Genomic DNA, 18,699 nt, shown 5'->3' on the forward strand with positions numbered 1-18,699 from the left:
CAGCGCCACCGGGCGTTACAAACGTTATCGCTCGTCGCGACGCCCCCCCACGGCCGCCCACCAGCGACGGATATGCACCGTCACTTCTTCGCGGTCGTGATAAAGCTGACGCGCCTGGATTTCCGCGTTAATCCCGTGTTCATCCAGCTGCTGCTGAATGTAGGCCAGGTTCTGCGACACCTCCTCATAGCGCTTTTTCATCGGCAGCTTGAGGTTGAAAATGGTCTCGCGACACCAGCCGTTCACCAGCCAGGAGGCCATCAGCGCGGCCACTTTCGCCGGTTTCTCAACCATGTCGCACACCATCCAGGAGATGTTGTTGCGGTTCGGGCGATAGCGGAAACCGTCTTCACGCAGCCAGGTGACCTGTCCGGTGTCCATCAGGCTTTGCGCCATTGGGCCGTTATCAACGGACGATACCCACATGTTGCGTTTCACCAGCTGATAGGTCCAGCCGCCCGGGCACGCGCCAAGGTCGACGGCATACATGCCGTTTGCCAGCCGTTCGTCCCACTCGTCCGCCGGGATAAAGACGTGAAACGCCTCCTCCAGCTTGAGGGTTGAACGGCTCGGCGCATCTGCCGGGAAGCGCAGACGCGGGATCCCCATAAAGAACGGCGAGTTATTGGTGGTATACGAGTAGCCTGCGTAACAACATCCTGGCGCAATAAAGAAGATATGCACGACTGGGCGCTTTGGCGTTTCGTAGTTTGTCAGCACACCCGCATCACGCAGCGCCGCGCGCAGCGGCACGGTGAACTTACGGCAGAACTTCATCAGCTCTTTGCTTTCGTTGGTGTCGGCCACTTCCACGCGCAAATCGCCGCCCTTCTCCACCACGCCCTGCAACAGGCCAACAATCGGCGTGATGCGATCTTCCGGCGGAAGATCTTTCAGCAGTTCACCCGCGACAAACATCTGACGGGCGAAAATCAATGAGCTGAACGGCAGTTCGCGCGCCAGCTTGTCGGCATCATCAGGCTGATAGCATTCAAATACCACATAGCCCGCGTTCTCTTTGACGCGAGCGAATCCAAAGACTTCACGCTTCGCCGCTTTATCGGTGATTTCCGCGGCGCACTCTTTCTCAAACCCCGGGCGACAATATAAAACAACCTTATTCATGAACAACGCCCTTGCGTTTCAGACGGATAGCTCCGATAAACATTAACACCCAACCCGCCAGGAAGCTGACGCCGCCGACAGGTGTAACAAACGCCCACAGGCGTAAATGCGACAGCGCCAGACAGTAAAGACTGCCGCTGAACAGTACGGTACCCAGCGCCAGAAAGACGCTGCTCCAGTAAAACCAGATGCTGATGCGGCGCTGCATCGCCACCGCCAGCCCAAAAATTGCCAGCGTGTGGAACGCCTGATATTCAAGGCCGGTCTGGATCCACCCCATCTCCACAACGCCCAGAGATTTGCTTAAGACATGCGCGCCAAACGCGCCCAGAGCTACAAAAATAAAGCCACTCACCGCGGCGAAAATCAGCATGAATCGGCTGGTCATGTTTAAGTCCTGAATTGATGCGTGCCCGGCACACAAACGTTATTGTTCATACCTGAAGCGGAATTTTTCTTGCTCGCTTGCCGCTTTCGCCAGTATCCACTGCCGGAAAGCGGCTATTTTACCCAGTTCTGCCTGACTGTCATGACAAACCAGATAAAATGCATTCTTGCTGACCAGTACATCGTTAAATGGGCAAACCAGACGGCCTGCCTCAATTTCGGACTGCGCCATAACGTTGTTTGCCAACGCCACGCCCTGCCCGTGAATGGCAGCCTGTAGCACCATCGCGCTGTGGCTAAAAATGGGCCCCTGCTGCACGTTTATATGATTAAGACCTAACTGGCGGGTATAAGTTTGCCAGTCGCGACGCGACGCATCGTGCAAAAGCGTATGTTGCGCCAGATCGGCGGGCGTTTTGAGCGCTTTATCCCCCGTCAGCAGCAGCGGTGAACAGACCGGCAACAGATATTCTGCGTATAATTTTTCCACACGCAAGCCCGGCCAGTTACCGCGACCGTAAAAAATCGCCACGTCCACATCATCTGCAAGCTTGTCTTCCTGACGGTCCACCGCCTGGATTCGGACATCGATTCCCGGATAAGTTGAGTTAAAGCTTGAGAGTCGCGGCACCAGCCACTGAATGGCAAAACTGGGCAATAAACTCACAGTCAGAGCGCCTTTTGCGCTCCGGGCCTGAAGCTTGCGAGTGGCTTCCGTCAGCTGGGAAAAAATCTCTTTAATATCCTGAAAATAGCTCTGCCCCTCTTCGGTCAACAGCAACGAACGGTTGCGTCGACGGAACAGCTTAAGCCCCAGAAAATCCTCCAGAGACTTGATTTGATGACTTACTGCGGCCTGTGTCACAAAAAGCTCATCGGCTGCGCGGGTGAAGCTGAGGTGGCGTGCTGCTGCATCAAAAACACGTAATGCATTAAGGGGTGGCAATCGCTTGGACATGGTTATCTGGCTTAGATGTTAACGAGATTTAACATATAGGAAACAACGTTTAACCTATTAGTTTTTTTTATCTGAGCCATTATAATTTGTCCGTTGAGGAACTACCAGCAAATACCTATAGTGGCGGCACTTCCTGAGCCGGAACGAAAAGCTTTTTTTGGAATGCGTGTTCTGAAGGGCTTTTGGCTTACGGTTGTGATGTTGTGTTGTTGTGTTTGCAATTGGTCTGCGATTCAGACCACGGTAGCAACGCTACCAATTTTTCACTTCCTGTACATTTACCCTGTCTGTCCATAGTGATTAATGTAGCACCGCCAACTTGCGGTGCTTTTTTTTCGCTTATCTAACTGTTAATGCTCGATTTCCTTCATCTCTTTCACGTCAGTGCGATTGATCTGCTGTTTGTTCCCGTTAGCATCTTTGTATGAAATCATCCCGGTATCATTATCGGTTGTCGGTTTCCCTTCAGAGACGATAGATCGACCATCGTTGGTATGCATTACGTAGTTATTTCCAGAACAGGCGCTCAGGGCAAAGGTCAACGCACAGGCAGAAATGATTGCAGCTGTCTTTTTCATGATTATCTCCTTTAGCAATTAATGCTATTCAAACCTCGATTTATAACAGGCTAAAACATCCGCCTAACACTATTTAGCATAACCTGCTTTTTCAGACTCGCCAGGATAAGCAGACAAATCTGATAGATATCAACTTCCTTGCCCTGCCGATGAATTTGCGCGACGATCGTAGAATCGATATGAGGAATTCCATGAACGCTTTCAGTCCTGCGCAGTTTCGCGCACAGTTTCCCGCGCTGGCCGATGCCGGCATTTATCTTGATAGCGCTGCCACGGCCCTTAAACCGCAGGCGGTGATTGAGGCAACCCGCCAGTTTTACAGCCTGAGCGCCGGGAACGTGCACCGCAGCCAGTATGCCGACGCGCAGCGCTTAACGGCGCAATACGAAGCCGCACGGGATCAGGTCGCGCGCCTGATCAATGCTGACAGCGGTAAGAACATCGTCTGGACGCGGGGCACCACCGAGGCCATTAACATGGTGGCGCAATGTTACGCGCGTCCGCTGTTGCAGCCCGGGGATGAGATCATCGTCAGCGAGGCGGAACACCACGCCAACCTGGTGCCCTGGCTGATGGTGGCCGAACAAACCGGGGCACAGGTTGTAAAGCTCCCGTTGGGTGCGGACTTCCTGCCTGACGTGGCGCGTCTGCCTGAGCTGATTACGCCGCGCAGCCGTATTCTGGCGCTGGGGCAGATGTCCAACGTCACCGGCGGCTGTCCGGATCTGGCTCGCGCCATTGAGATTGCCCATGCCAGCGGCGTGGTGGTGATGGTCGACGGTGCGCAGGGTGTGGTGCATTTTCCGGCTGATGTGCAGGCGCTGGATATCGACTTCTATGCCTTCTCAGGGCACAAATTGTACGGGCCAACCGGTATCGGCGCGCTGTACGGCAAACCTGAACTGCTGGCCCGGATGACGCCGTGGCTCGGCGGCGGCAAGATGATTACCGAAGTCACCTTCGACGGTTTTAAAACGCAGGATGTGCCCTACCGCCTGGAAGCCGGTACACCGAACGTGGCCGGGGTTATTGGCCTGAGCGCGGCGCTCGAATGGCTGGCAGAAACGGACGTGGTTCAGGCTGAAAGCTGGAGCCGGGGTCTGGCGACGCTGGCGGAAGAAGAACTGAAAAAACGTCCGGGTTTTCGCTCGTTCCGCGTCCAGGACTCCAGCCTGCTCGCCTTTGATTTCGCGGGCGTGCACCATAGCGACATGGTAACGCTACTTGCCGGATACGGCATTGCCCTGCGTGCCGGACAGCACTGCGCCCAGCCGCTGCTGGCGGCTATTGGCGTGAGCGGTACCCTGCGCGCCTCGTTTGCACCGTACAATACAAAAAGTGACGTCGATGCGCTGGTTTCCGCCGTCGACCGCGCCCTGGAATTACTGGTGGATTAATGACAAGTTCAGCTTTAGCCGGACACCCGTTCGGCACCGTTATTACTGAAGAGACGTTAAAACAGACCTTTGTCCCGCTCACGCAGTGGGAAGATAAATATCGTCAGCTGATCCTGCTGGGCAAACAGTTGCCTGCACTGTCAGACGAGCTGAAATTACAGGCGAAGGAGATCGCAGGCTGCGAGAACCGCGTCTGGCTTGGGTTTAGCGTATCCGGTGAGAAACTGCATTTCTTCGGCGACAGCGAGGGACGCATTGTTCGCGGTCTGCTGGCGGTGCTGTTGACCGCAATCGAAGGGAAAAGCGCCGCAGAGCTGCTGGCGCATTCTCCGCTGGCGCTGTTTGATGAGCTGGGACTTCGCGCACAGCTTAGCGCCTCGCGCGGTCAGGGACTGATTGCGCTAAACGACGCGGTGCTGGATGCCGCCCGTCAGGCTCAGGCCTGACGTTCCGCCTTCGCCATCATCTTCTTCAGGGCGTGAGAGACCGCCACAAAGCCGAAGGAGGCGGTCACCATGGTGGCCGCTCCAAACCCTGAGGCACAATCCATCCGCTTTGGCCCTTCCGCCGTGCTTTTCATTGCACAGACCGAACCATCCGCCTGCGGGTAGACCAGCGCTTCGGTGGAGAACACGCAGTCGACGCCCAGCTTGCCCTTGCTGTTCTTCACCACGTTGAAGTCGCTTTTTAAGCGCTCGCGCAGCTTGGCAGCCAGCGGATCCTGAATGGTTTTCGCCAGATCCGCCACCTGGATCTGCGTCGGATCGATTTGCCCGCCCGCGCCGCCGGTCGTGACCAGCGGCACCTTGTAACGACGACAGTAAGCGATCAGCGCCGCTTTTGGCCGCACGCTGTCGATGGCGTCAATCACATAGCTGTAGCCTTTGCTCATGTACTCCGCGACGTTATCTGCCGTCACAAAGTCGTCGATCACCGTCACCCGGCACTCCGGGTTGATGAGACGAATACGCTCCGCCATCACCTCGGACTTCGCCAGACCGACGTTATCACGCAGGGCGTGGATCTGACGGTTAGTGTTAGTCACGCAGACATCATCCATATCAATCAACGTAATTGCGCCAATGCCGGTTCTCGCCAGCGCTTCTGCCGCCCACGAACCCACGCCACCAATGCCCACCACGCAGACATGCGCATCCGCGAACAGTTGCAGGGCTTTTTCACCATATAACCGTGCCGTGCCGCCGAAACGCTGGCGCCAGGCATCGCTGATTACCACAGACATAAAACCTCAGATGTAAAAAGGGTGAGGTATTCCTCACCCTGAACCGTAATCCGTCTTGCGCTCAGAATACCACAATCAGCCGCTGAATACGTTTCCGGTACCCGGCGCTGTCTTCAGCACCCACACGCGTCCGTAGTGGTTATACCAGCCTGCACGATGGCCGGCATCCGGGCCGATGCCCTGATAAATGTCGAAGTGCTGGCCTTTAATCGCCCCACCCACGTCCAGCGCCACCATCAGGCGTAATTCATACTTGCCGTTGAATTTGCCGTTGTTGTCGAGGAGTGGAACTTCCGCCAGCAGAGTGGTACCCGCCGGAATAATCGAACGATCCGATGCCACAGAAGCGCGGCCAATCAGCGGGACGGCGCTCGCCCCTTTCACCGGCGCAAAGTTCTGCGGTTTGAAGAAGACAAACGATGGGTTCTGCTCAAGCAGCTCACGCACTTCCGCTTCGCTGTGCTTTTCGCCCCACTCGCGGATAGCCTGCATCGACATATCTTCTCGTTTCACTTCGCCACGGTCGATCAGCACCTTACCGATGCTGCGATAGGCATGGCCATTTTTACCGGCATAGCTAAAGAAGTTCAGCGGCGAGCCGTCGCCAAAATCAATATAGCCACTGCCCTGCACGTCCATAATGAAGTTGTCCATCAGCGAGTTGCTGTAGGCCAGAACATAATTTTCGCTCAGCGCGCCGGCGTAGATCTCGGCGCGGGACGGTAGACGACCGCGTTTCGGCGGCATACGGTAAATGGGATACTGGAACTCGCCCTGGCGCGTGTGTCGCGCCTGGACAACCGGGGTGTAGTAACCGGTAAACTGGACGTTACCGTAGTTATCCGCCCCCTCCATCTGCCAGGCATCGATACCAAACTGGCGCATATTGCGGGTATCACCGCCTGCACGCAGCCAGTCCTGCACGGCACTATAAACGTTGTTCTGTGCGCCATACAGGCGCGGCGACGCTTTGCGGATCTGGTACACCTGCTCGGAGAAATCCCCGGCATTGATTGGAGCACCCACGGCATCGGGCTGGTTAACTAAAGAGAAAGGCTGGGATAACTTCCCGTCTTTATACTGTTGACCGCGATCGGTCGGTTTGGAAGAGCAGGCCGCAAGAATCGCCACCATTGCGCCTGTCATCAGATACTTCGCCCAACGTCCTTTCATTATATCTCGTCTTTTAGTTGCCCAATTCCGCGAGATGAAGATAACAAACCCACCGTGTTAATGAAATGCAATCGCCTTCCCTTTGGCAAATTCTGCACAAAAAATAGTCCAAAGTGGCTTTTGCCGTTCATTTTGCATACAAAATAATGAATTATGTGAAAAAGGGGTTGCATCACAAACCTATCCGAGTATAGTGCGCTTCCACGGACGCGGGGTGGAGCAGCCTGGTAGCTCGTCGGGCTCATAACCCGAAGGTCGTCGGTTCAAATCCGGCCCCCGCAACCAATTAAAATTTGATGAAGTATCTTCTACGACTGTAGAAGTTTTTGCGAAGTAGTTCGAATCACAGCAAGGCGACGACGCAGTGAATCCTTAGGAACTTACTCCAGTAAGTGACTGAGGTGAACGAGGAAAGTCAACGCAGATGTGGTTTGAAATACGAAGCAAAAAGACGGACGCGGGGTGGAGCAGCCTGGTAGCTCGTCGGGCTCATAACCCGAAGGTCGTCGGTTCAAATCCGGCCCCCGCAACCAATCAAATTTGAAGAAGTAAGTTTCTACAAGTGTAGAAAGACGGACGCGGGGTGGAGCAGCCTGGTAGCTCGTCGGGCTCATAACCCGAAGGTCGTCGGTTCAAATCCGGCCCCCGCAACCAACACTTCTTAAAACAATAAACACCCTGAAGGGTGTTTTTTTGTATCTGGCGTTTGTGAAAATGCCGGGCATGATACCCGGCTTAATGCCCTACCCCCGCCGCGCCAGCGTTTCCCCGTCTGAGAAGTAGGCCCGAATCCCCGCCAGAATCGACTCCGCCACTTCCTGCTGGAATTTAGCCGTCTTGAGCTTACGTTCCTCTTCCACGTTACTGATAAACGCGGTTTCGACCAGAATGGAAGGAATATCCGGCGCTTTCAGTACCGCAAATCCGGCCTGCTCGACGCTGTTTTTGTGCAGCTTGTTGATCCGGCCCAGTTTGCCCAGCACCGCTTTACCAAACTTCAGGCTGTCGGTAATAGTCAGCGACTGCACCATATCAAACATCGTATGGTCGACGTAACGGTCGCCACTTTTGCTCACACCACCGATTAAATCCGAGGCGTTCTGCGTGTCCGCCAGGTATCTCGCCGCGGTGCTGGTCGCCCCTTTTGTTGACAGGGCAAACACTGAGGATCCGCTCGGCTGGCGGCTGGTGAAGGCATCCGCATGAATAGAGACAAACAGATCCGCGCGCTGCTTTTGCGCTTTTGCCACGCGGACCTTCAGCGGAATAAAGACATCTTCGTTGCGCGTCATATAGGCGCGCATATTGCCCTCTTTGTCGATCAACGCCTTCAGACGACGGGCAATTTGCAGCACCACATCTTTTTCGCGGGTGCGATATTTCCCGACGGCGCCGGAATCTTCTCCGCCGTGGCCAGGATCGAGCATGATCACAATCGGGCGATCGCGCCCCGCCTTGCCAGGCTTTGGACCACTTTGCGCTGGCGGAACCTGGCTGTCGAGATCGCCTTTGTTGTAATCCTCAAGTAATGCCAGTAGCGGATCCTGAATATCCGTCGCATTCGCCGGATAGAGATCCATCACCAGACGCTCCTTAAAGGCGGCAACAGGCGCAAGGGCAAAGAGCTGCGGTTTCACGTTCTGCTTCAGCTCAAACACCATGCGCACGGTTTGCGGATCGAACTGCCCGACGCGCGCCGATTTGATAAACGGATCGTCGCCACGGATTTGTGCTGCCATGCCTTTAAGCACGGAGTTGAGGTTCACACCTTCGAGATCAACCACCACACGTTCAGGATTGCTGAGGGCAAATTGCTTGTATTTCAGCACGCGATTGGACTCGACCGTCACGCGCGTATAGGTCGACGACGGCCAGACGCGCACCGCGACTACCTGGCTTGTGGCGGCAAGACCGACCTGGCTGACGCTAAGCAACCACATCGCCCCGGCCCCTTTTAACAGGCGGCGGCGGCTTATTGCTGAATTGGATCCCGACATGCTTCTCCCGAGCAAGAAATCTGATTGATGAACAAAACGCCCAAATTGACCGAAAACTTTAACGAATGACGCATAAACTGTCATCTATAAAAGGGTAAACAATCATACGTTAACGCACGGATTACTTATTATTTTCTGTGGGTCGCAGAAAATTTAGGCTTGCACACGCGGCCACGATCGAATAAAAATACATAAATTACGAATAAACATTCACTAAGGGTTGTGTCATGGTTAAGGAACGCAGAACCGAACTGGTCCAGGGATTCCGCCATTCTGTTCCCTATATCAACACCCATCGGGGAAAAACGTTTGTCATCATGCTTGGCGGCGAAGCCATTGAGCATGAAAACTTTTCCAGCATCGTCAATGATATCGGCCTGCTGCACAGCCTCGGCATCCGTCTGGTGGTGGTGTATGGCGCACGTCCGCAAATCGAAGCCAACCTGGCCGCCCATCACCATGAGCCGATCTACCACAAACACACGCGCGTGACGGATGCGAAAACCCTCGAACTGGTCAAACAGGCGGCGGGTCTGTTGCAGCTCGATATCACCGCCCGCCTGTCGATGAGCCTGAATAATACGCCGTTGCAGGGCGCGCACATTAACGTGGTGAGCGGCAACTTTATCATCGCTCAGCCGCTCGGCGTGGACGATGGCGTGGATTACTGCCACAGCGGCCGCATCCGCCGTATTGATGAAGACGCCATTCACCGCCAGTTAGACAATGGCGCGATCGTCCTGATGGGGCCCGTTGCCGTCTCCGTAACGGGTGAAAGTTTTAATCTGACCTCAGAAGAGATTGCCACCCAGCTGGCCATCAAGCTGAAAGCGGAAAAAATGATCGGCTTTTGCTCCTCGCAGGGTGTCGTGAACGATGAGGGCGTAATTGTGCCAGAACTTTTTCCGAATGAAGCCCAGGCGCGCGTGGAAGCGCTGGAAGCAGAAGGCGATTACTATTCCGGTACCGTGCGTTTTCTGCGCGGCGCCGTTAAAGCGTGCCGCAGCGGGGTGCGCCGCAGCCACCTGATCAGCTATCAGGAAGACGGTGCGCTGTTGCAGGAACTGTTCTCCCGGGACGGGATCGGTACGCAGATCGTCATGGAGAGCGCCGAGCAGATCCGCCGTGCCACCATCAACGATATCGGCGGCATTCTGGAGCTGATCCGTCCGCTGGAACAACAGGGCATTCTGGTTCGCCGCTCCCGGGAGCAGCTGGAGATGGAGATCGACAAGTTCACCATCATTCAGCGCGATAACCTGACCATTGCCTGTGCGGCGCTTTATCCGTTCCCGGAAGAGCAGATTGGCGAAATGGCGTGCGTTGCCGTGCACCCGGATTACCGTAGCTCCTCGCGGGGGGAACTGCTGCTTGAACGCGTGGCGGCACAGGCGCGCCAGATGGGTCTGAGCAAGCTGTTCGTGCTCACCACGCGCAGCATTCACTGGTTCCAGGAGCGCGGCTTCACGCCGGTGGATATTGATTCCCTGCCGGAAAGTAAGAAAGAGATGTACAACTACCAGCGCCGCTCGAAGGTGTTAATGGCGGACCTGGGATAACAGTCACCCTCTCCTGTTGGAGAGGGCGTTCACTCAGACAGATTCAAATATCGCGCTTAATCCGCTTCTGCGCTCGGTACGGGTGGCAATAGCCTGGCTCAACACGCGCTCATCCGCATATAGCGACAGGCGCTGGCGCGCACGGGTAATGGCTGTGTAGACCAGTTCGCGGGTCACTACCGGCGACAGCTGTGTCGGCAGGATCAGCGCCGCATGGTTGAACTCGGAGCCCTGAGATTTATGTACCGTCATCGCCCATGCCGTTTCATGCTCTGGCAGGCGGCTGGGCTGGACGGACTTCACGCTACCGTCCGGTAGCTGGAACCAGACGCGCAGACCGTTACCGCGATCGAGCGCAATGCCGATATCCCCGTTGAACAGCCCCAGCGCACTATCGTTGCGGGAGATCATCACTGGCCGGCCTTCATACCATCGCGAATGCAGCTGACGGTTAATTTTGCGTTTCTGCACCAGCAACTGCTCCAGCCTGTCGTTCAGGCCCGTGACGCCAAACGGCCCTTCCCGCAATGCGCACAGAAGCTGGTATTCGCCAAATGCGGCGATGACCTGTCCGGGCTGACTGCGCTGCTGCACGCAGCTCAGAAAATGCTGGTATCCCTGGAGAGCCTCCTCAAGCATAGCCTGATACTCTTCCCCGCTTTGCAGCGATTTCTTTTCAATGTCAGTGAAGGTACCGTCAAACACCGTGCGCGTGGCGTGCCTGTCGCCACGGTTGACCGCCGCAGCCAGCTGGCCGATGCCGGAGTCGCTACCGAAACGGTAGCTTTTTTGCAGCAGGCACAGGCTGTCACGCAGTGCGCCCGCGATCGGCGTGTGATCGGGTTCAAGCGAGCAGCCGGTCAGACGGGCGAGCTCCTGCGCCCGCGCGGCGGTATAACCGTAACTGGCGTAGGTACAGATATCTCCCAGCACCGCCCCGGCTTCTACAGAGGCGAGCTGGTCGCGATCGCCCAGGAAAACCACCCGCGCATGGGGTGGCAGAGCATCAATCAGGCGCGACATCATGGTCAGGTCGATCATGGAGGCTTCATCCACCACCAGCACGTCCAGATGCAGCGGATTACCCGCATGGTAGCGCAGCCGCTGGCTACCCGGCTGCGCGCCGAGCAGACGGTGCAGAGTACTTGCTTCACCCGGGAAAAGCGCAAGCTGCTCCTGAGTGAGCGGCAGCTGTTGCATCGCGCCGCCCAGTGATTCGGTCAGACGCGCCGCAGCCTTCCCGGTGGGCGCCGCCAGACGAATACGGCATCGCTGCTCTCCTGAAAGCTGTATCAGGGCTGCCAGCAGCTTTGCGACGGTCGTTGTTTTCCCCGTTCCCGGGCCGCCGGATATCACCGAGATCCGCCGCGTCAGGGCGACGGCCGCCGCCACTTTCTGCCAGTCTGTGTCCTCACCGGAGTCAAACAGCCTGTCCAGCGTCTGGCGAAGCTGTGCTTCGTCGCAGGGAAGCGGCGCATTGGTCTCACTAAAGAAACGCGCTACCGTCAGTTCATTTCGCCACAGGCGGTTCAGGTATAAGCGCTCCCCCGTCAGGATCAGCGGTGCCTGGTTGTCTCCCGGCCCAACGGCTGACGATTCCCGCAAGATTTTCTGCCAGTCCACCTTATCTCCCAGCAGCGCAAAGCAGGACTGGAGGACAGGCGGCATTTTCTCGTCAACCACCAGACGCGAGAGCGGCAGACACACATGCCCCTCTCCGGCATCTTTACTCAACAGGGCAGCGGCAAGCATCACGGCGGGCTGGTCAGCGGCAATCATCATGGCAAACTGCACGTCCAGCTGACGCAGCACGCGTTGCTCTACCGCATCCAGCAATAAGTCCTGCATCGTCATGCCATCTCCTCCGTGTTTGCTGCAAACAGGTTATCCATTTTATTAATCAATTCCGCATCCGGACGAGTGCTGAAGATCCCGGAGCGCGGATCGGCAGCGTCAACCCCGCGCAGGAACAGGTAGATGACACCGCCAAAATGATCGTCGTAGCGGTAATCCGCAATACGGTGGCGCAAATAGCGGTGCAGCGCCAGGGTATAGAGCTGATATTGCAGATCGTAGCGATGCATTTGCATGGCGGCCGCCATCGCCTGCTGGGTATAGGCTTCGCTGTTCTCGCCCAGCCAGTTTGATTTGTAATCCAGCAGGTAGTACCGTCCTTCGTGACGGAAGACCAGGTCGATAAACCCTTTCAGCATGCCCTGCACCTGACGGAAGTTCAGCGGCGGGCAACCGGCTGACAGCGGATCGTACTGACGGATAAGCGCATCGAGCGCGTCGGCCTTAAGCGGGCCTGCGACGGGCAGATAAAACTCCATCTCAACCTGCTTATTTTTGGCCGTTAACTGGCGAAGAGAGAAGCCCTGCGCCGTCAGCGGCGCTTGCAAAATGGCGTTGATCCAGTCAGTGAGAACGGGCTGCCAGTGCGCGTCATAGCCTCCGCTCTGCAACATCTTCAGCACCCACTCCTCACTGACAGGCTGGGTGAAATCAAGCTCTTCAAAAAGGCTGTGCAAAAAGGTGCCCGGCGACGCGCCGCGTGGGAACTGATGCGGAGTTAACGTCGGTTCAACCGGAACATCGCCTACCCCTGCGGCATCCACGTCCAGCTTCGGCATGAGATCCTGCGCAATACTTTGCCCTTGCTGTTGCAGGCCAGAATAGCTGGTGACGCGCCAGTCGTCGGCAAGCACCCGTGTGATCTGGCGCGCGTTAAGATCGGTCACGGGCTCTTGCGCCATTTCCCAGCGGCTGTTGTCTGGCAGAGAAGGGATATGCAGGGCGATATCGTCTCCGCAAAGCGACTCAATACAGAGGCGCAACCCCGCCGCATCTTTTGGCTCACCACGCTGAATAAGCCGCCCTAAGGCGCTTAAATGGAAATCGCTCTCCCCTGTTTTTTCCCCGCGACGGCGGAAAACCGGCGCGACGCCCAGGCTGCAATGCCAGACAGAACGGGTCAGCGCCACGTAAAGCAGGCGCAAATCCTCCGCCAGACGCTCCGCTTCCGCCAGCTCAACGCTGGTTTCCGCCTTGCTGAGATCGAGCACCGCATCGAAAGTCTCGCGGTCATGATAATAGGCCTGATCCTGAACGCGGTAGTTCGCGATAAAGGGCAGCCAGACCAGCGGATACTCGAGACCTTTCGATTTGTGAATAGTGACGATTTGCACCAGATGCTTATCGCTCTCAAGACGCATCTGCTGGCTTGAGGCGTTACTGTTTGGATCCGCGATTTGCTGCGCCAGCCAGCGCACGAGGGCATGTTCACTTTCAAGCTGGGTGCCGGCTTCCTGCAACAGTTCGCTGATGTGTAAAATATCGGTAAGACGCCTTTCACCGCCGGATGACGCCAGCATATTTTCGGCAATCTGACGCCGCGTCATCAATTCGCGCAGCATCGCCATGACGCCGCGTTTTTGCCAGCGTTCACGGTAATGGACAAACTCTTCCACCACCGCATCCCATGCGTTTTCGTCATGGTTGAGCTCATCAATATCGCGCGCGTTCAAACCCAGCATAGAGCTGGCCAGCGCGCTTCGAAGCGTATTTTCGCGCTCCGGCGCCAGTACCGCCTGAAGCAGCCAGAGCATTTCCTGGGCTTCCAGCGTGTCGAACACGCTGTCACGGTTAGAGAGATACACTGACGGAATATCCAGCAATGTTAGCGCATCGCGGATTAACGCCGCTTCCTGACGACTGCGCACCAGCACGGTAATATCAGAGGCTTTAACAGGATTTGCCTGTTCCCCCTTCCACAGCAGCGCCTCGCCGCGGTTGCCTGCGCTCAGCCAGTCACGGATTTGCGCGGCGCAGTGCTGGGCCATCGCCGCCTGATAATCAGCAACGCCATAGCCTTCCCCTTCAAGCAGCCAGAAGGTCATGGCGGGCTGCTCCGCGCCACTGACTTCGAAGCGCAGGGATGCGTTTTTTGGGGCGGATTTCACCGGCAGAAAAGGGATTTCCTTGAACATGAACGCCGTCTCCATACGGCTGAACAGCGCATTGACGCTCTCAACCATCCCCGGAGCGGAACGCCAGTTGGTGTCTAACGTGTAATGCGCGACAACTTCACTACGGGCTTTCATATAGGTGAAGATATCTGCCCCACGGAAGGCGTAAATCGCCTGTTTAGGGTCGCCAATCAACAACAGGGCAGTGTCGGGCTGCTGTCGCCAGATGCGGCGAAAAATGCGGTACTGCTGGGGGTCGGTGTCCTGAAATTCGTCAATCATCGCCACCGGAAAACGGGTACGGATCGCGCTGGCGAGCGCTTCACCATTCTCGCTGGACAGGGCTTCGTCCAGGCGGCTCAGCATGTCATCAAACCCCAGCTCGCCCCGGCGACGTTTTTCGCGCGCGACGGCCTGGCGGATCTCCGTCATGGCGCGGGTGATCATCAGGTCATTGAGCGTTAATGGCTCCGCAAGCAGCGCTTCAATCGCCACAAACAGGGGATGCTCAGGCACAATACCGTCGGCTTTGGTTCGCTCGGTCAAAAAGCGTTGCGAAAATTTTTCCAGTGCGTCCGGAAGCTGGTAACCCCGCGTCTCCTCCTGGGCCCAGGCGCTGATCTTTTCGATCCACTTCCCCTGGTTCCCACGGTTGAACTTGCGTCTGTCGATGCCTGAGTTTTCGATGATTGCATCAATTTCACCAACCGACTCATTCCACTTCTGCTTAAGCGCGGTAATTTTGGCGACGATCTTTTCATGGCGCGAGGCCAGCGTTTCATCGGCAGGCGGAGGAGATTTAATGACCGGCGCCTCGCCTTGCAGGTAACGGTCGATGGCGCGAAGAAGCTCTTCCGGACCTTTCCACAGGGCGTGAACCGCTTCGGCAATGTCGCGCTGCAACGGATAACAGTGTCGACGCCAGAAATCCGCACAGGCCTGATAGCGAAGCTCGGATTCATCTTCAATAAGCTGCTGCTCAAAGAGCATGCCGGATTCAAACGCATTCAGGCTCAGCATGCGCTGACAAAAACCGTGAATGGTGAAGACGGACGCTTCATCCATTTGCCGTTCGGCCAGCAGCAGCCATTGCGCAGCCTGTTGCTTATCCGCAATCTCGTCCAGCAGGCTCGCGTAGAGGGGGTTATCCGTCGTCTGACGCAGACAGGCGATGCGCAGCTCATGAATGTTGCTGCGAATACGGCCACGCAGCTCGGCAGTGGCCGCTTCGGTGAAGGTTACCACCAGCAGCTCTTCCACGCTTAACGGGCGCGAAAAAGCGGCGTTGCCGCCGAGCCCCAACAGCAGACGCAGATAGAGCGCGGCGATGGTATAGGTTTTTCCCGTTCCCGCTGAGGCTTCAATCAGTCGCTCACCCTGTAGAGGTAAACTTAGGGGATCAAGCGGCTCAGCGGTATGGGTCATTCTTTCTTACTCCAGGGCATTGTTTGTTGCAGCGCGCTGACGCTCTTCCAGACGGTCCACTCTTTTGATTTTACGTAGTCCGTTTTCCCGTTCTGGCTGCCAGAAACCTGAGACAGGATGGCCATACCCTGCGGTTTTACTACCGCCTGATGGAAGAAATCGGCAACCTTTTGTGGCGTCAGCTGTTTTATTTCGGCCACTATTTTATCACGCGAATCAAATTTCATATTACCGCGATCAAAATCTTTGCTCAGCTGCGAGGCCTCTTCACCCAGCGTCTGCGGCGGTTGCATCACCTGGGCGATAACCGCCTGCTGGATTTGGGCAAACTCTTCCGGCTTCATGGCGCGCAGTTTTGCTTCCGCCTGCGGGAAGAACGCCTGATAACGCTGCCACAGGTAAGCGGGTTGCTTGTCACTGCTTTGCAGAAGGAAGCCCAGCCCCCACTGACGGCCCACATTCATGGAGAAAGCGAACACCGCATAGCCCAGCTGCTCTTCGGTGCGCAGCTGGTTGTAAAACCACGGCTGAATAATTTGACCAAGCACCGCACTCTGGGCAGAGCTGGTAAATTCGTCATAACCGACAGGGACAAACACCGCGGCCAGCGCGGAATCCGTGCTGCTTCCCGCTTTTTCGAAGATCACGTTCTGCTTTTTCTCTACCAGCACATCCTGGTTACGGCACCACTCATCGCCTTTTGAACCCAGTTGCGCACGGACGTTTTGCGCCAGCGTTTTAGCCTGATCTTCGCTCATATTCCCTACAACCAGGAACTCCGGACGGGTATTGGTTTTCAGCGCATCACGGTAAGCCAGCACCTCTTTTAAGGTGACTGAGGGCAATATCGCGCGGCGATCTTCGCGCTGGAAGTACGGAATTTGCGACAGCATCTGTGCTGGCATAATCGCCTGATCGTAGGCTTTACCCTTCTCGGCAGAATCCATCATCTGGGCATACCAGGACTTAGCCTGCTCGAGCTGTTCTTCCGTAGGCGTATAGCTGAAATAACCGTCCAGCAGCGCCTGGAACAGCTGCGGCAAACGCTGGGTATAGCCGTTGGCATTCACCATCAGGCCGTTATTGGCGTTGGTGGAGAAACTGATACCACCAACGGCAGCCTGGTTGCTGAGCTGATCGAGGGCAATACCGGCCAGATAATCATTAAGCGCAAACAGCACCTGGTTTCTGGCGCTGTCCATTGCTTTGGGGTTACGCAGCACCACGCTGACATCCGCTTTTGGCTCGTCGGCGAAATAGCGGCTTGGGGTGTAGACCACGCGCAGCGTCGGCTCATCAACAATCAGCTCCGGGTGCGGATACGCCTTTGCGGGTTTGATCAGCGAGAAATCGTCCGGAATGTAGGGGTTAAGCTCCGGTAACTTCAGCGCAATTTCCCCCGCCTTTTTCTGCCAGCCCGCGAAGGTCTGTTCGCTGATTTTTTCAACCTGATACGGGGCATCAACGAAGTAGGCCATTTTGTTATGCGGTTCGTTCGGGCTGATATACCAGACGCGGGCATTCTGCGGAGTCATCATCGCCAGACGCGCTTTGAGCGCTCCGGCGTCAAACTGGTCGGCAATATTTACCGCATCCAGCGTATGTTCCACCGGCACGCGGATCATGGTATCTGCCAGCCACTCAACGTAGTCCATATCACGCGTGATAGAGGGATAGCGGAAATCGAGATCCAGCACGTGCGCCAGCTCGTCAAAGTAGCGTTTATCGACGCCTTTGTCGCGCAGCAGAGAGAGGTAACTGAAAATGGCCGCAACGACGTCGTCCCGGTGAGCCAGCCCTTTATCGGTCAGCGTCGCGGAGATGGCCAGCACGCCGCTATTCCCATTTACAACGGGATCGGAGTCAGCGCGAATACCTTCCACCAGCCCCTGCTTTTGCAGCCAGTCGGAGAGCGTACCCGGGCTGCGGTTGCCGATAAGATACGTCACCAGCTCGTCGGTTTTGCTGCGGAACTGCGCAGTGTTGTTATCAATACGGAATTCAACGCGTAACACCTTGCGCGGCAAGGCCGGCACATAGTGAATAACAATGCCTTTTTGCGCGTCCGTGACAACTGGCACGTTAATCTGCGGCAGATCGATATTTTTATTTGGCACCCTGCCGTAGGTCTGCGCGGCCATGTTTGCCAGCGTCGGCAACGGTTTATTGCTGTAGATAACCGCTTTCATCAGATTGGCGGAATAGTATTTTTCACGAAACGCATGCAGCGCATCGAGCACCGGGCTACCTGGCTTGTCGCTCAGCGTTTCAAGGTTGCCGCCTGAGAAGCGAGAACCCGGGTGCGCCGGATTGATGGTTTCAGCACTAACCTGCGCCATGCGCATACCGTCTCGCGTGCGCGCCATCGTCAGTTCGGCGTTCACGGCGTTACGTTCACGGTCAGCGTATTTTTTATCCAGCAGCGGTGCGGCGATGGCATCCGCCAGACGGTCCACCGCCCCATCAAGCGCATCATTTTCCACTTCCAGGTAAAACGCGGTGCGATACGGCGCGGTACTGGCGTTGTGGCTGCCGCCATGCATTTTCAGAAATTCGGACAGGCTGTCAGGCTGTGGGTATTTTTTAGATCCCATCAGCGTCATGTGCTCAAGGTAGTGCGCCAGTCCCGGATGGGCGTCAGGATCTTCCAGCGAACCCACCGGCACAACCAGCGCGGAGAGCGATTTCACCGCCTGAGGATCGGAAACCAGCAGTACGGTCATCCCGTTATCAAGACGAATCGCCTGATACTGACGGGTGTCCTTATCGCTCTTACGGATTGTTTCCTTGACAGGTTGCCAACCGGAATCGGCCTGTGTGACGGGAGCCCAAAGGGCGATAAACAAAACAAACGCTTTGAACAAGGTGCTGCCTGGCATTACGACCTCT

General features: G+C 56.3%; 13 protein-coding genes and 3 tRNA genes. 6 read left to right on the forward strand and 10 right to left on the reverse strand.

The features are described from left to right. Positions 1-24 precede the first annotated feature (24 nt). From rlmM to RY075_RS18350, 4 genes are all read right to left on the reverse strand, one after another. The gene (gene rlmM, locus RY075_RS18335; protein WP_003862754.1) at positions 25-1,125 is read right to left on the reverse strand and encodes a 23S rRNA (cytidine(2498)-2'-O)-methyltransferase RlmM; all 1,101 of its coding nucleotides are present in this window, start codon (positions 1,123-1,125) and stop codon (positions 25-27) included. Beyond that, positions 1,118-1,513 carry a DUF423 domain-containing protein gene (locus tag RY075_RS18340; RefSeq protein ID WP_003862756.1) on the reverse strand — a complete coding sequence of 132 codons (396 nt, stop codon included), beginning with the start codon at positions 1,511-1,513 and terminating at the stop codon, positions 1,118-1,120. Before RY075_RS18340 ends, rlmM begins: the two co-directional genes overlap by 8 nt. 39 nt (positions 1,514-1,552) lie before the next feature. After that, on the reverse strand, positions 1,553-2,470 hold the full coding sequence (gene gcvA / locus RY075_RS18345; protein ID WP_003862758.1) for a glycine cleavage system transcriptional regulator GcvA: 918 nt from the start codon (positions 2,468-2,470) through the stop codon (positions 1,553-1,555). Positions 2,471-2,820: 350 nt separating this feature from the next. Further along, positions 2,821-3,048, reverse strand: coding sequence for a YgdI/YgdR family lipoprotein (locus RY075_RS18350; protein ID WP_003862759.1), 228 nt, complete (start codon positions 3,046-3,048; stop codon positions 2,821-2,823). A gap of 191 nt (positions 3,049-3,239) precedes the next feature. Between RY075_RS18350 and csdA the strand changes: the two genes are divergently transcribed. Together csdA and csdE are read left to right on the forward strand one after the other, a co-directional pair. After that, positions 3,240-4,445 (forward strand): cysteine desulfurase CsdA, encoded by a 1,206-nt coding sequence (gene csdA, locus RY075_RS18355; protein ID WP_022651789.1) that lies wholly within the window; start codon positions 3,240-3,242, stop codon positions 4,443-4,445. Beyond that, positions 4,445-4,891, forward strand: a complete 447-nt coding sequence (gene csdE / locus RY075_RS18360; protein WP_003862762.1) for a cysteine desulfurase sulfur acceptor subunit CsdE — start codon at positions 4,445-4,447, stop codon at positions 4,889-4,891. Before csdA ends, csdE begins: the two co-directional genes overlap by 1 nt. Here the strand turns inward: csdE and tcdA are convergent. After that, positions 4,882-5,688, reverse strand: a complete 807-nt coding sequence (tcdA, locus tag RY075_RS18365) for a tRNA cyclic N6-threonylcarbamoyladenosine(37) synthase TcdA (RefSeq protein ID WP_006811804.1) — start codon at positions 5,686-5,688, stop codon at positions 4,882-4,884. The two genes, csdE and tcdA, sit on opposite strands and share 10 nt — an antisense overlap. 75 nt (positions 5,689-5,763) lie before the next feature. Next, positions 5,764-6,861, reverse strand: coding sequence for a murein transglycosylase A (gene mltA / locus RY075_RS18370; protein WP_003862765.1), 1,098 nt, complete (start codon positions 6,859-6,861; stop codon positions 5,764-5,766). 208 nt (positions 6,862-7,069) lie between these two features. Between mltA and RY075_RS18375 the strand changes: the two genes are divergently transcribed. The 3 genes from RY075_RS18375 (at position 7,070) to RY075_RS18385 (ending at position 7,515) form a co-directional block, all read left to right on the forward strand. Further along, positions 7,070-7,146, forward strand: a tRNA-Met gene (locus RY075_RS18375). Positions 7,147-7,317: 171 nt separating this feature from the next. Beyond that, positions 7,318-7,394, forward strand: a tRNA-Met gene (locus RY075_RS18380). Between the two features lie 44 nt (positions 7,395-7,438). Next, positions 7,439-7,515: transfer RNA gene (locus RY075_RS18385), tRNA-Met, on the forward strand. Between the two features lie 89 nt (positions 7,516-7,604). Here the strand turns inward: RY075_RS18385 and amiC are convergent. Further along, positions 7,605-8,858, reverse strand: a complete 1,254-nt coding sequence (amiC, locus tag RY075_RS18390) for an N-acetylmuramoyl-L-alanine amidase AmiC (RefSeq protein ID WP_302378147.1) — start codon at positions 8,856-8,858, stop codon at positions 7,605-7,607. Between the two features lie 227 nt (positions 8,859-9,085). Between amiC and argA the strand changes: the two genes are divergently transcribed. Next, positions 9,086-10,417 carry an amino-acid N-acetyltransferase gene (gene argA, locus RY075_RS18395; RefSeq protein ID WP_003862767.1) on the forward strand — a complete coding sequence of 444 codons (1,332 nt, stop codon included), beginning with the start codon at positions 9,086-9,088 and terminating at the stop codon, positions 10,415-10,417. A 33-nt stretch (positions 10,418-10,450) separates the two neighbouring features. Here the strand turns inward: argA and recD are convergent, their stop codons facing one another. The 3 genes from recD to ptrA are packed head-to-tail and all read right to left on the reverse strand — an operon-like array spanning position 10,451 to position 18,689. Continuing rightward, on the reverse strand, positions 10,451-12,271 hold the full coding sequence (gene recD / locus RY075_RS18400; protein WP_023323692.1) for an exodeoxyribonuclease V subunit alpha: 1,821 nt from the start codon (positions 12,269-12,271) through the stop codon (positions 10,451-10,453). Further along, a complete protein-coding gene (gene recB / locus RY075_RS18405) occupies positions 12,268-15,810 on the reverse strand; it encodes an exodeoxyribonuclease V subunit beta (protein WP_109948502.1) in 3,543 nt (1,180 codons plus the stop codon). Before recB ends, recD begins: the two co-directional genes overlap by 4 nt. After that, positions 15,807-18,689, reverse strand: coding sequence for a pitrilysin (gene ptrA / locus RY075_RS18410; protein ID WP_048209543.1), 2,883 nt, complete (start codon positions 18,687-18,689; stop codon positions 15,807-15,809). Before ptrA ends, recB begins: the two co-directional genes overlap by 4 nt. Between the last annotated feature and the right edge of the window lie 10 nt (positions 18,690-18,699).

The organism is Enterobacter sp. JJBC (genome assembly GCF_036936505.1).
In the GTDB taxonomy this organism is placed as follows: domain Bacteria; phylum Pseudomonadota; class Gammaproteobacteria; order Enterobacterales; family Enterobacteriaceae; genus Enterobacter; species Enterobacter hormaechei_C.